The 13,073-nt window shown below is 72.3% G+C and carries 12 protein-coding genes; 6 read left to right on the top strand and 6 right to left on the bottom strand.

Going from position 1 to position 13,073, the window contains the following annotated elements; translation table 11 throughout:
• The first annotated feature begins 81 nt into the window (after window positions 1-81).
• Genes cobM through cobC form a run of 5 tightly spaced genes read left to right on the top strand, consistent with a single transcriptional unit; the run spans window position 82 to window position 5,920 of the window.
• Window positions 82-924 carry a precorrin-4 C(11)-methyltransferase gene (gene cobM, locus ABZ880_RS37130; RefSeq protein WP_361272469.1) on the top strand — a complete coding sequence of 281 codons (843 nt, stop codon included), beginning with the start codon at window positions 82-84 and terminating at the stop codon, window positions 922-924.
• A complete protein-coding gene (gene cbiE / locus ABZ880_RS37125) occupies window positions 921-2,156 on the top strand; it encodes a precorrin-6y C5,15-methyltransferase (decarboxylating) subunit CbiE (protein ID WP_361272467.1) in 1,236 nt (411 codons plus the stop codon). The genes cobM and cbiE overlap by 4 nt, the downstream gene beginning before the upstream one ends.
• The gene (cobJ, locus tag ABZ880_RS37120) at window positions 2,153-3,910 is read left to right on the top strand and encodes a precorrin-3B C(17)-methyltransferase (RefSeq protein WP_361272465.1); all 1,758 of its coding nucleotides are present in this window, start codon (window positions 2,153-2,155) and stop codon (window positions 3,908-3,910) included. Before cbiE ends, cobJ begins: the two co-directional genes overlap by 4 nt.
• The gene (locus ABZ880_RS37115) at window positions 3,907-4,836 is read left to right on the top strand and encodes a sirohydrochlorin chelatase (RefSeq protein WP_361272463.1); all 930 of its coding nucleotides are present in this window, start codon (window positions 3,907-3,909) and stop codon (window positions 4,834-4,836) included. Before cobJ ends, ABZ880_RS37115 begins: the two co-directional genes overlap by 4 nt.
• Window positions 4,826-5,920: an Rv2231c family pyridoxal phosphate-dependent protein CobC gene (gene cobC / locus ABZ880_RS37110; RefSeq protein WP_361272460.1), complete on the top strand. Its 1,095-nt coding sequence runs from the start codon at window positions 4,826-4,828 to the stop codon at window positions 5,918-5,920. The genes ABZ880_RS37115 and cobC overlap by 11 nt, the downstream gene beginning before the upstream one ends.
• Window positions 5,921-6,144: 224 nt before the next feature.
• Here cobC and ABZ880_RS37105 read toward each other — a convergent pair whose 3' ends face one another.
• The 6 genes from ABZ880_RS37105 to ABZ880_RS37080 form a co-directional block, all read right to left on the bottom strand.
• The gene (locus tag ABZ880_RS37105; RefSeq protein WP_361272458.1) at window positions 6,145-7,059 is read right to left on the bottom strand and encodes an SCO1860 family LAETG-anchored protein; all 915 of its coding nucleotides are present in this window, start codon (window positions 7,057-7,059) and stop codon (window positions 6,145-6,147) included.
• A 220-nt stretch (window positions 7,060-7,279) separates the two neighbouring features.
• A complete protein-coding gene (locus ABZ880_RS37100) occupies window positions 7,280-8,371 on the bottom strand; it encodes an amidohydrolase family protein (protein WP_361272455.1) in 1,092 nt (363 codons plus the stop codon).
• A 30-nt stretch (window positions 8,372-8,401) separates the two neighbouring features.
• Window positions 8,402-9,193: a PIG-L deacetylase family protein gene (locus ABZ880_RS37095; RefSeq protein WP_361272452.1), complete on the bottom strand. Its 792-nt coding sequence runs from the start codon at window positions 9,191-9,193 to the stop codon at window positions 8,402-8,404.
• 68 nt (window positions 9,194-9,261) lie between these two features.
• Window positions 9,262-10,050: an amino acid ABC transporter ATP-binding protein gene (locus tag ABZ880_RS37090; protein WP_361272449.1), complete on the bottom strand. Its 789-nt coding sequence runs from the start codon at window positions 10,048-10,050 to the stop codon at window positions 9,262-9,264.
• Window positions 10,047-10,880: an amino acid ABC transporter permease gene (locus ABZ880_RS37085; RefSeq protein ID WP_361272446.1), complete on the bottom strand. Its 834-nt coding sequence runs from the start codon at window positions 10,878-10,880 to the stop codon at window positions 10,047-10,049. The genes ABZ880_RS37090 and ABZ880_RS37085 overlap by 4 nt, the downstream gene beginning before the upstream one ends.
• A 3-nt stretch (window positions 10,881-10,883) precedes the next feature.
• The gene (locus ABZ880_RS37080) at window positions 10,884-11,735 is read right to left on the bottom strand and encodes an ABC transporter substrate-binding protein (protein ID WP_361272443.1); all 852 of its coding nucleotides are present in this window, start codon (window positions 11,733-11,735) and stop codon (window positions 10,884-10,886) included.
• Between the two features lie 188 nt (window positions 11,736-11,923).
• Between ABZ880_RS37080 and ABZ880_RS37075 the strand changes: the two genes are divergently transcribed.
• Window positions 11,924-13,033 carry an aminotransferase class V-fold PLP-dependent enzyme gene (locus tag ABZ880_RS37075; RefSeq protein WP_361272682.1) on the top strand — a complete coding sequence of 370 codons (1,110 nt, stop codon included), beginning with the start codon at window positions 11,924-11,926 and terminating at the stop codon, window positions 13,031-13,033.
• Window positions 13,034-13,073 lie beyond the last annotated feature (40 nt).

The raw sequence follows: 13,073 nt of genomic DNA, 5'->3' as shown, positions 1-13,073 counted from the left end.
GATCAACCCGCCTTCGCGCACATCCGGCGGCCGCTCCCGGCGCACCCGTAAGACCTTTTGTACAGAGAGGACCGATTTGCCATGGCCGATGCCGCTGCCAATGCCTCCGGCGACGCTTCCACCGGCAAGGTGACCTTCGTCGGTGCCGGCCCCGGCGCCGCCGATCTGCTGACGTTCCGTGCCGCGCGCGCCATCGCCGAGGCCGACGTCGTGATCTGGGCCGCGAGCCTGGTCCAGGCGGAGGTCCTCGAGCATGCGCGCGAGGGCGCGGAGATCCTCGACTCGGCGACCATGTCGCTGGAGGACGTCGTCGCCGTCTACGAGCGGGCCCGGGCCGAAGGCCTGCGAGTCGCCCGTATCCACTCCGGCGACCCGGCCCTGTGGGGCGGTACGCAGGAGCAGCTCGACCGGTGTGCACGGCTCGGCATAGACACGGAGGTCGTGCCCGGGGTGTCGGCGTTCTCGGCCGTCGCGGCGCTCGCGCAGCGCGAGTTGACCATTCCCGAGGTCGCACAGTCCGTCGTTCTCACCCGGCTCGGCGGCGGCAAGACGCCGATGCCGCCCGGGGAGGAGGTGCGGGAGTTCGCCAAGCACGGCACCACCATGGCGATCTTCCTGTCCGCCGCCCGCAGCGGGCAGCTGGTGCGGGAGCTGCTGGAGGGCGGCTACCCGACCTCCACCCCGGTCGTCGTGGCGTATCAGGCGACCTGGCCTGAGGAGCTGGTCGTGCGGTGCACGGTCGGGACGCTGGAGGAGACGGTCAAGGAGCACAAGCTCTGGAAGCACACCCTCTTCCTGGTCGGCCCGGCCCTGGCCGCCGAGGGCACGCGCTCGCACCTGTACCACCCCGGCCACTTCCACGGCTACCGCAAGGCCGACCCTCAGGCCCGTCGGGCGCTGCGCGAACGGGGTGCCAGTACGTGATCACGGTCGTCGGTACGGGGACGGGCGCGCCGGTCCCCCTCGATGCGGTGGCGGGGGCCGAGCTCGTCGTGGGCGGGCGCCGACACCTGGAGGCCGTACGGCTGCCCGAGTCCGCCGAGCGGATCGTGCTCGGGCCGCTGGCGCCCGCGCTGGACGCCATCGAGGAGTACGTCGGCAAGGAGCGGCGCGTGGTCGTGCTGGCCTCCGGCGACCCCGGGTTCTTCGGGATCGTACGGGCGCTGGCGGAGCGGTTCGGCGCGGATCGTCTCGATGTCCGGCCCGGTGTCTCCTCCGTCGCCGCCGCCTTCGCCCGGCTGGGGCTGACCTGGGACGACGCGGTGGTGGTCAGCGCGCACGGGCGGGATTCGCGGACGGCGGTGAACGTGTGCCGGGCGCACCCCAAGGCCGCCGTGCTGACCGGGCCCGGCGCCGGACCTGCCGAGCTGGGCGCCGCGCTCGCCCGTACCGCGCCAGGCCGGGTCCTCGTCGTCGCCTCCGCGCTGGGCTCCGCGGAGGAGCGCCTGGAGCGGGTCTCCCCCGCCGAGGCGGCGGGCCGCGACTGGGGTACGGCGGTGAGCGTCGTCCTGTGCCTGGACGAGACACGGGCGCTCGGTCCCGTACGGACGCTCGCAGGAGCCGTACGACCCTCCGAATGGGCGCTGGACGAGGGCGAGTTCGCGCACCGCGACTCGATGATCACCAAGTTCGAGGTACGGGCCCTGGCGCTGGCCCGGCTCGGGCCGCGCACCGGCGACCTGGTGTGGGACGTCGGCTCCGGTTCCGGCTCGGTGGCCGTGGAGTGCGCGCGGCTGGGCGCCGCCGTCAGCGCGGTCGAGAGGGCCGCGGACGGGGTGGAGCGGATCCGCGCCAACGCCGTCGCGCACGGCGTCGACGTGCATGTCGTGCACGGTACGGCGCCGGAGGTGCTGTCCGAACTCGACGCTCCCGACGCCGTGTTCGTCGGGGGCGGCGGGCGCGAGCTGCCCGGCATCGTCGGCGAGTGCGCACGGCGGGCCCGGCGGACGGTCGTGGTGGCCATGGCCGCGCTGGACCGGGTGCCGGCGGTGCGCAACGCGCTCACCGGCGCCGGGTTCGACTGCGACGGGGTGCTGCTGCAGTCGTCCCGGCTCGCGCCGCTGCCGGGGGACGTGACCCGGCTGGCGGCGACCAATCCCGTATTCCTGCTGTGGGGGACCAGAACCCCCTTGTCTCACGAAGGAGTTGCTCAGTGATCGGCCTCATTTCCGCCACCGCGGCGGGGGCGGCGGCGCGCGACCGGCTGGCCGCGGCGTGGCCGGACCGCACGCGCGTGTACGAAGGTCCCGTCGGGGACGCCGTGCGTGCCGCGTTCGCGGAGTGCGAGCAGCTCGTGTGCTTCCTGGCGACGGGGGCGGTGGTACGGCTCGTGGCGCCCCTGCTGGGGGACAAGAAGAGCGACCCCGGTGTGGTGTGCGTAGACGAGGGCGGGCGGTTCGCCGTGTCCCTGGTGGGCGGGCACGGGGGCGGCGCGAACGAACTCGCCGAGCAGGTGGGTGAGTTGCTCGGTGCGCGGCCCGTGGTGACCACGGCGACGGACGCCGTCGGCATCCCCGGCCTGGACACCCTCGGTCTCCCGGTGGAGGGCGATGTCGCCGGTGTGACGCGGGCCCTGCTGGACGGGGAGCCGGTCGCGCTGGACACCGAGGTGGCGTGGCCGCTGCCGCCCCTGCCGTTCACCGCGGAAGGCACACGCACCGTCCGGTTGACGGACCGTGCGGTCGAACCCGCCGACGGTGAGGTGCTGTTGCGTCCGCCGACCCTCGTCGTCGGGGTCGGCGCGTCCAAGGGTGCCCCGGCCGACGAGGTGCTCGGGCTGGTCGAGGGCGCGTTGCGGGACGCGGGACTGTCTGCTCGTAGCGTCGCCGAGCTCGCCACCGTCGACGCCAAGCGCGAGGAGCCCGGCATCGTCGAGGCGGCCGCTCGGCTCGGGGTGCCCGTGGTGACGTACTCCGCCGAGGAGTTGGCGAAGGTCGAGGTCCCCAACCCCTCCGACGCGCCGCTCACCGCCGTGGGCACGCCGTCCGTCGCCGAGGCGTCCGCGCTCGCCCGCGGTGGTGAACTCCTCGTCCCCAAGCGGAAGTCGGAGCGTGCGGACGGGCATGCGGCGATGGCGACCTGTGCGGTCGTACGGCGGCCGGGGCGCGGGCGGCTCGCGGTGGTCGGGCTCGGGCCCGGCGCCCGCGATCTGCTCACCCCGCGCGCCGAGGCCGAACTGCGGCGCGCCTCCGTGCTCGTCGGGCTCGACCAGTACGTCGACCAGATCCGCGACCTGCTGCGGCCCGGCACCCGGATCCTGGAGTCGGGGCTCGGCGCCGAGGAGGAGCGGGCGCGGACCGCGGTCGCCGAGGCCCGCAAGGGGCGGACGGTCGCGCTGATCGGCAGCGGGGACGCCGGCGTGTACGCCATGGCCTCCCCCGCGCTCGCCGAGGCCTCCGACGACATCGACGTGATCGGTGTACCGGGCGTCACCGCCGCGCTCGCGGCCGGGGCGATCCTGGGCGCCCCGCTGGGCCACGACCATGTCTCCATCAGCCTCTCCGACCTGCACACGCCGTGGGAGGTCATCGAGCGGCGGGTGCGCGCGGCGGCCGAGGCGGACATCGTGGTCACCTTCTACAACCCCCGTTCCCGGGGCCGGGACTGGCAGCTGCCGAAGGCGCTGGCGATCCTCTCCGGACACCGGGAGCCGACGACGCCGGTCGGAGTCGTACGGAACGCGTCGCGGCCGGACGAGTCCAGTCGACTGACGACCCTGGGCACGCTGGACCCCGCGACGGTCGACATGATGACGGTCGTGACCGTGGGCAACACGGCGACCCGTGAGATCGCGGGCCGTATGGTGACGCCGCGCGGCTACCGCTGGCAGGCTGAATCGACGAGCGGCTCCGCCGCGGAGCAGCAGGCCCTGCCGAACCACCCCGTTCCACATCCCGAGGAGACATCGTGACCACCCCGCCGCCCGCCCTGCTCATCGCCGGTCATGGCACCCGGGACGAGGCCGGGGCCGAGGCTTTCCGCGACTTCGTACGGCAGTTGCAGCTCCGTCTGGACCATGTGCCGGTCGCGGGCGGCTTCATCGAGCTGTCCCCGCCGCCACTGGGCGATGCCGTCGCCGGAATGGTGGCCCGGGGCGTGCGGCGGTTCGCCGCCGTCCCGCTGATGCTGGTGTCCGCCGGGCACGCCAAGGGCGACATCCCGGCGGCGCTGGCCCGCGAGAAGGAGCGTCACCCGGGGATGTCGTACACCTACGGCCGTCCGCTGGGCCCGCACCCCGCCCTCCTGTCGGTCCTGGAGCGGCGGCTGGACGAGGCGCTGGGCGCCACCGAAGGGCGCATCCCGCTGGACCGCGCCGATGTCACCGTGCTGCTCGTCGGGCGCGGCTCGACCGACCCGGACGCCAACGCCGAGGTGCACAAGGCGGCACGGCTGCTGTGGGAGGGACGCGGTTACGCCGGTGTCGAGACGGCGTTCGTGTCGCTGGCGGCGCCGGACGTGCCGAGCGGCCTCGACCGGTGCGCGAAGCTGGGCGCGAAGCGGATCGTGGTGCTGCCGTACTTCCTGTTCACCGGGATCCTGCCGGAGCGGGTGAAGCAGCAGACCGAGGGCTGGGCGGCCGCGCACCCGGAGGTCGAGGTGCGGTCCGCGGAGGTCATCGGCCCGGAGCCGGAGCTGCTCGACCTGGTGATCGAGCGGTACGAGGAGGCGGTCAAGGGCGACCTGCGGATGAACTGCGACTCGTGCGTGTACCGGATCGCGCTGCCGGGCTTCGAGGACAAGGTCGGTCTGCCGCAGCAGCCGCACTTCCACCCCGACGACGACGGTCACCACCACCACGGACACCACCACCATGGCGCACACTCCCATGCCCACTGACGGGAACAGCGAGAGAAGGACCGAGCGCGCGCACGACCTGCGCCACCACGGTGACGTGGAGGTGCGGGACGGCGGTTCGGCACTCGTCGACCTGGCGGTGAACGTCCGCGCGGACACGCCTCCGGCCTGGCTGCGCGAACGCATCGCCGGTTCGCTCGGCTCGCTCGCGGCCTACCCGGACGGGCGGGCCGCGCGGGCCGCGGTGGCGACGCGGCACGGGCTGCCGGTGGAGCGGGTGCTGCTGACGGCGGGTGCCGCCGAGGCCTTCGTGCTGCTCGCCCGCGCCCTGAAGGTGCATCAACCGGTCGTCGTGCACCCGCAGTTCACGGAGCCGGAGGCCGCGCTGCGGGACGCCGGCCACACGGTCGACCGGGTGCTGCTGCGGGAGGAGGACGGCTTCCGGCTGGACCCGGCTGCCGTCCCCGAGGACGCCGACCTGGTCGTGATCGGCAACCCGACGAACCCGACGTCCGCCCTCCACCCGGCCGCATCCATCGCTCGACTCGCCCGCCCGGGGCGGACGTTGGTCGTGGACGAGGCGTTCATGGACGCGGTGCCGGGCGAGCGGGAGGCGCTCGCGGGGCGCACGGACGTGCCCGGCCTGGTCGTGCTGCGAAGCCTGACCAAGACCTGGGGTCTGGCCGGGCTGCGCATCGGTTACGTCCTCGCCGCCCCCGAGACGATCGCCGAGCTGGAGCGCGCCCAGCCGCTGTGGCCGGTGTCCACGCCCGCGCTGGCCGCCGCCGAGGCCTGCATGGGCCCGCAGGCGCTGGCGGAGGCGGCCCACGCGGCACACCGCATCGCCGCCGACCGGGCCCATCTCGTCGCCGGGCTCAAGGAGTTCGCCCCGGACGGCCTGCACGTGGCGGAGCCCGCCGAGGGCCCCTTCGTCCTTGTACGGCTGCCTCGTGCGGCGGCCGTACGACGGCATCTGCGGGACCTGGGCTTCGCCGTGCGGCGGGGCGACACGTTCCCGGGCCTCGACGAGGAGTGGCTGCGGCTGGCGGTGCGGGACCGGGCGACCGTCAACTCCTTCCTGCAGGCGCTGGACCAGGCCGTGACCCTGGCGTCGGCACGTCACTGACGGTGCCGTCCGGGAACCGGACCCGGACGACACCGTGGGCGACCGTGGCGCCGGCTCCCGTGAGCGGAACGTCCGGGTCGGCGCTCAGCACGACGAGGGTCACCGACAGCCCTGCCCCGTGGGCCAGTTCGAGAACGGGCGTCGCCGAGTGCTGCCCGACGGCATTGGCGCCGACGCCGCGCACGACCGCGCACTGTCGGTGACGCTTCGTCAGAACCGTCGGGTCAGCTCCGGCCGCGCCGCGCCAGCGCCACCGCTCCCCCGCCCGCCACGACCAGGGCGATCGCGCCTCCGGCGATGTACGGCGTCAGGGAGCTGCCACCCGTCTCGGCGAGGTTCTCCTCCTTGCCGGCCGCGCCCTGTGCCTTGACGTCGCCTGGGTCGCCCGAGGGGTCGGCGCTCGGGTTCGCCGCGGCGACCGCAGGGGCCTCGCAGGTCGCCTTCGCCAGGGTCAGCGTGCCCTCGACCTCGGCCACGTTGAGCTTCAACGGGTTGACGGAGACCTTGAGTTCGAGGGCGGTGGCGGCGGCCGTACGCGAGGTCGTCTGCGTCTTGGACAGGTCGAGGCGGACGTCGCCGACGCCGGGGACGTCGACGTCCGTCCTGCCGCCCGCCGTCAGGGTGACCTTCTTGCCCAGGACCGTGACCGAGCCGAGCAGGTTCGCGGAGGCGACCGGCTTCTTCCCGGCCTCACAGGTCGCCTTCGAGGTGACCTGCTCGATCTCGATGAGGGACAGCAGCGGCAGGCCGGGGACGTGCAGCCTGGCGTCGGCGAGGTTGGTGTGGCCCTCGGCCCGGGTGGCGGTGACGCTCGCGTCGGACCTTGCCACCTTCGCGTCCAGCACATTGAAGGGCTTTCCGCCGTCGACGCCGTTCAACTCGGCGGTCAGGGCGGTCTTCTGGGCACTCTGCGGTGCCTCGACCTGGTTGAGCGAGACCGTGAGCGGGACGTCCACGGTCTTGTTGAGCAGGGACACGTCGAGCCCGGTGCGCAGCACGACGGCGCTCGCACGACCGTGGTCGGTCGTCGCGTGCGCGGAGCCCGCGCCGGCCAGGGCCGCGGGACCGGCGGCCAGGGCCGTGGCCGTCGCGACGGTGGCGAGACGGCGTGCGGGCATGCGGAAGTTGTTGCCGTTCAAGGTGGGGACCCCTAAGTGGAGACTTGCTCGGGACCCGCCAAGAATTACGCACCACGGGTGAACTGGCGGCGTTCCGACGCCACTTCACCCCATCGTGCGTTCCCCGTGAACGTTTTCGAATCGCACGGCACAGGCGTTCCATGTTTTCACCGCCGCACCGCCTTTTCTTCGCGTACGGGGGTCGCCGCACCGGCGCGCGAGACGGCGCGCGCCGCGTCAACTAGCCGACGATCCGCCCGTTCAGCACGATCCGCCTCGGAGCCGCCAGCACACGTACGTCGGCCCGCGGATCGGTCTCGTACACGATGAGGTCGGCCGGTGCGCCCTCCTCCAGCCCGGGCCGTCCGAGCCACTTCCGTGCGCTCCAGGTCGTCGCCGCCAGGGCCTCGACGGGCGGGAGGCCGGCGGTGACGAGTTCCTCGACCTCGCCGGCCACCAGGCCGTGCGGGAGGTGGCCGCCCGCGTCCGTGCCGACGTACACCGGGATGCCGGCGTCGTAGGCGTTGCGGACCGTCTCGTAGCGGCGTTCGTGGAGGCGGCGCATATGGGCCGACCACTGCGGGAACTTGGCCTCGCCGCCGTCCGCGAGCTGCGGGAAGGTCGCGATGTTGACGAGGGTCGGGACGATGGCGACGCCGCGCGAGGCGAAGAGCGGGATCAGGTCGTCCGTCAGGCCGGTGGCGTGCTCGATGCAGTCGATGCCCGCCTCGACCAAGTCCTTCAGGGAGTTCTCGGCGAAGCAGTGAGCGGTGACGCGGGCGCCGAGGCGGTGGGCCTCCGCGATGGCCGCCTCGACGGCGCCGCGCGGCCAGCTGGGGGCCAGGTCGCCGAGGTCGCGGTCGATCCAGTCGCCGACGAGCTTGACCCAGCCGTCGCCGCGGCGGGCCTCCTGGGCGACGTAGGCGACGAGGTCCTCGGGCTCGATCTCGTGTGCGTAGCCGCGCATGTAGCGGCGGGTGCGGGCGATGTGCCGGCCGGCCCGGACGATCTTCGGGAGGTCCTCGCGGTCGTCGACCCAGCGGGTGTCCGAGGGTGAGCCGGCGTCGCGGATGAGGAGGGTGCCGGCCTCGCGGTCGGTGAGCGCCTGCTTCTCGGCGACGTCCTGCTCGACGGGGCCCTGCGGGCCGAGGCCGACGTGGCAGTGGGCGTCCACGAGACCGGGCAGGGCCCAGCCGTCGACGGTCGGGACGTCGCGGGCGCCGACGGGTCGGTCGTAGGAGATCCGGCCGTCGACGACCCACACCTCGTCCCGGACGTCGTCCGGTCCGACCAGGACCCGGCCCTTCACGTGCAGCATCGCGCGATCGCTCATGGACTGCACCATAACCAGCGGCTCCGGGCGTCACTGCTGCCAGGGCGGCGGTCCCTCGAAGGCAAGCATGTGCACGTCGAAGAGGACCGCGGCCTCGACGCCGAGCGCCGGTCCGGCCTGTCGGGCGACCCAGGTCAGGAAGGGGCGGGGCTCGAAGCTCTGTGCCCCGAGGCCCTTGGTGTACTCGGCGTGGGCGGCCAGGGAGGCGATGCCCCGCTCCAGCGGCTCGCCCGTGACGTCCACGCCGTGGGTGGGCCGGTCGGCGCCCGCGACACACACGAAGCGGATGCCGCCCCAGGGTTCGAGGCCCTCGTCGGCGAGTTCCGGGAAGATCCACCGGTTGCCGGCGTCCCGAGCCGCATCGAGTGCGGCGAGGCCCACGACCCGGTGGTCCGCCTGGTTGACCACTCCCGCGATCATCCGCACGGTGTACGCGCCCGTCACCAGGACGTCGGGCCGGTGCCGCCGGATCGCCCGCACGATGTCGCGGCGCAGGGGCGGGCCGTACTCGACGACTCCGTCGCGGTGGTCGAGGAACTCGACCTCCGCCACGCCCACTTCACGGGCCCCCGCCCGCTCCTCCGCCTCGCGCAGGGGTCCCGCCTCGTCCGGGTGCAGTCCGTCGATGCCCGCCTCGCCGCGCGTGACCAGCAGATACGTGACCTGCTTGCCCTGGGCCGTCCAGCGGGCGACGACGGACGCCGTGCCGTACTCGATGTCATCGGGGTGAGCCGCCACGGCGAGACATCGTTCCCAGTCCTCCGGGAGCAGCGGGAGCGGGGCGGTGGCTCCGAAGCCGGCGTGGTCGTCGAGAGTCGTCATGCCCCGAATGATGGCGGTTCGGACGCTGCGGGAAACAGAGGAACGTATGTCTCCTTTTCGCGCCCTCCTCAGCCGCCGTCGCTCACCCGGTCCGAGGCCTCCTCCACGTCCGCCATCGCCGGGTCGAGGAGGCGCGAGAGGAAGTGGCGGGTGCGTTCGTGACTCGGGTTGCCGATCACCTGCGCCGGTGAGCCGTCCTCGACGACGATCCCGCCGTCCATGAAGACCACCCGGTCGGCGACCTCCCTCGCGAAGGTCATCTCGTGGGTGACGACCATCATCGTCATGCCCTCGCGGGCGAGCATCCGCATGACCGCGAGGACGTCCCCGACCAGCTCGGGGTCGAGGGCCGAGGTCGGCTCGTCGAAGAGCATCACCTCGGGGCCCATCGACAGCGAGCGTGCGATCGCGACGCGCTGCTGCTGGCCGCCGGAGAGGGAGGCGGGGTAGGCGTCCGCCTTCTCCGAGAGGCCCACCCGTTCGAGGTTCTCGGCGGCCACCTTCGCCGCGGCCGCCTTGCCCCGCTTGAGGACGCGGCGCTGCGGCAGCGTGAGGTTCTCGGTCACCGTGAGGTGCGGGAAGAGGTTGAACTGCTGGAAGACCATGCCGATACGGCGGCGTACGGCGTCGATGTCGACGTCGGGATCGGTGAGTTCGGTGCCGCCGACGAGGACCTGGCCCTTGGTGGGCTCTTCGAGGAGGTTCACACACCGCAGCAGGGTCGACTTGCCGGAGCCGGACGGGCCGATGACGCAGACGACCTCGCCCTGGTTGATCTCCAGGTCGATGCCGCGCAGGACCTCGTTGTCACCGAACGACTTGTGCAGACCGCGCACTTCGATTTCCGGACGGCTCATTTCACGGCCTCCTGGGCCTTCGCCTCCATACGGCGTACGACGAAGCCGAGCGGGATGGTCACCAGCAGGTAGCACAGGCCGGCGACCAGGATCGGCGTGGAGTTGGCGGTCGTGCTGGCCAGGTCGCGGCCGTACTTGGACAGTTCGCGCTCCTCCAGGGTGACGCCGAGGAGCAGGACCAGGGAGGAGTCCTTGAAGAGGATCACGAACTCGTTGGTCAGCGGCGGGAGGATGATCCGGAACGCCTGCGGGATGATGATGGAGACCATGGCGCGGGCGGGCGAGAAGCCCAGCGAACGCGCCGCCTCCATCTGCCCCTTGGGCACCGCCTGGATGCCCGCGCGGAACGTCTCCGCCAGGTACGCGGCCCCGACCAGGCCGAGGGCGATGGCGGCCTTGCCGTACGTGCCGCCGACGATCTCCGTGCCCGGGAAGGCCAGCGGGACCGCCACGCCGATGAAGATGAAGATCAGCAGGGCGGGCAGGCCGCGGAAGATCTCGATGTAGACGCCGGCCACCCAGCGGTACGGGGCGACCGACGACAGCCGCATCAGCGCGACCACCAGGCCCAGCACGAGGGCGAAGACGAACCCGGACACGGTGTAGAGCACGGTGTTCTTCAGCGCCAGTGTGATGACGTCGGGGAACATCTGCTTGGCGATGCTCCACTGCGCGAACTGGTTCTTCAGCCGCCCCCAGTCGGCGCCGACCGCGAACGCGATCACGGCGGCGACGAAGACGACGTACTGGACGCCGCGCGACAGGCGCTGCTTCTGACGCCGGGTCAGGCCCTTTTTACGAGGCTGGAGTTGTACGTCCGTATCGGCCATGGGTCAGGAGGCGGACGGGGAGGCGGCGGAGGTGTCGTAGGGGCCGATCCACTTCTCGTACAGCTTCTTGTACGTGCCGTCGGCCTTCGCGTCCTTGATCGCCTTGTTGATGGCGGCGAGGAGCTTGGTGTTGCCCTTCTTGACCGTGAAGCCGTACTGCTCACCGGTGTTGATGTTGTCGGCGAGCTTGAGGGCGGCGGCGTTGGCCTTGTCCTTCAACCAGCCCTGGACGACCGGGTAGTCGATGACGACGGCCTTGACCTGGCCGGTGCGCAGGCCGTTGAGGACCGCGTCGGAGGACTCGAAGGAGACCGGGTCGAAGCCCTGGCTCTTGGCGTAGTCCTCGCCGGTGGTCTGCGCCTGGGCGCCGAGCTTGACCTTCTTGGCCTTGGCGTCGGCGAGGGACGTGACGCCGGCGTTCTTGTCGACCAGCAGGGCCTGCGTGGCGTCGAAGTACGGGTCGGAGAAGTCGACGTTCTTCTTGCGCTCGGCGGTGATGGTCATGCCGGCCGCGGCCAGGTCGCACTCGCCGGAGTTGAGGAAGGCGCCGGTCTTGAAGTTCTCGAAGGGCGTGTCGAGGATCTGCTGCTTCACACCGAGGTCCCCCGCGACCAGGTCGATCAGTGAGACGTCGAAGCCCTGCACCTTGCCGTCGATCTCCGACTGGAAGGGCGGGTACGGCAGGTGGGTGCAGGTGGTGAGCTGTCCGGCCTTGACGAGCTCGACCCCGTCGGCGGCGGTCTTGCTCCCGCTGCCGCCGTTGTCGCTCGACGTGCAGGCAGCCACGAGCACCAGCCCGGCCGTCGCGGTGGTGGCGGCCAGAATGCGGGTCCGGCGCCCGGAGAACGTCTTCACGGGGTGGCCTCCTGTGTGGGAACTGTGGGTTCCGATTATAAGGAGAAGTTTGGGTCTCTCAAATCAAACCGATGGTTGCGGGGCTGTCCGGCCTAAGAAGTCGTAAGTGGAGGGAGGGGCACAAGTGGGGCACGAGTGGTGGATACCCTCGACCGGGTCGACCACTCGTGACTGAAGAGAGCAGCGCCGTGACCCACGCCTTCCTCGATCTGCCCCCGCTGAGCGCCGCGCACTTCGCCTCGATCGAGGACCGGGTGGCGCGGTTGCTCGGCACCGGGCAGGACGTCGTGATCATGCAGGGCGAGGCGCTGCTGCCGCTGGAGGGGGCGATCCGCTCGGCCGCCGGGCCGGGGACCGTGGCGCTGAACGTCGTCACCGGTCCGTACGGGCAGACCTTCGGGAACTGGCTGCGGGACTGCGGGGCGACGGTGATCGACCTTGCCGTGCCCTTCCACACTGCGGTCACCGCCGAGCAGATCCGGGAGGCGTTCACCGAACACCCGGAGATCGACTTCGTGTCGCTGGTGCACGCCGAGGCGGCGACCGGCAACACCAACCCGGTCGCGGAGATCGGCGAGGTGGTGCGGTCGCACGGGGCGCTGTTCTACCTGGACGCGGTGGCGTCGATCGGGGCGGAGCCGGTGCTGCCGGACGCGTGGGGTGTGGACCTGTGCGTCATCGGGGCGCAGAAGGCGATGGGCGGGCCCGCCGGGGTGTCGGCGGTGTCGGTGAGCGAGCGGGCGTGGGCGCGGATGGCGGCGAATCCGGGGGCGCCACGGCGGTCGTATCTCTCGCTCCTCGACTGGAAGGAGCGGTGGGTCGACGGCGGCCGCAAGGCGCTGCTGCATGCGCCGGCACAGCTGGAGATGCTGGCGCTGGAGGCGTGTGTGGAGCGCATCGAGGCGGTGGGACTGGACGCCGTGATGGCCCGGCACGCGTCGGCAGCGGCGGCGACCCGGGCGGGGGCGGTGGCTCTGGGCGGGGGTCTGGAGCCGTATGTGTACGAGGCCTCGGAGGCGGCACCCGTCGCCACGACACTGAGGGCGCCGGCCGGGGTGGTCGCGTCGGAACTGGTGGCTCGGGCGCTGGAGTCGGACCCTACGCTGCCGCTGGCCGCAGGCGGGGGAGCCTTGGCCAAGGAGATGATCCGGGTCAATCACTACGGAGTGGATGCGACGGCGGCGGTCGTGCAGGGGTGCCTGGCGGCGCTGGGAGCCGCGCTGGCGGAGAAGGGCCTGACGGTGGATCCGGAGGGTGCCCGGCAGGCCGTGGAGGACGGCACACGCCGGATGACGTGATCCCGCACTGCCCCCTCAACTCCCGTGCCATGCTCGCCCC

Origin of the sequence: Streptomyces sp. NPDC047043 (assembly GCF_040644055.1) — a bacterium.
Lineage (GTDB): Bacteria > Actinomycetota > Actinomycetes > Streptomycetales > Streptomycetaceae > Streptomyces.
The sequence above is the reverse complement of the archived record's forward strand: the minus strand, read 5'-3'. Positions and strand labels throughout refer to the sequence as shown.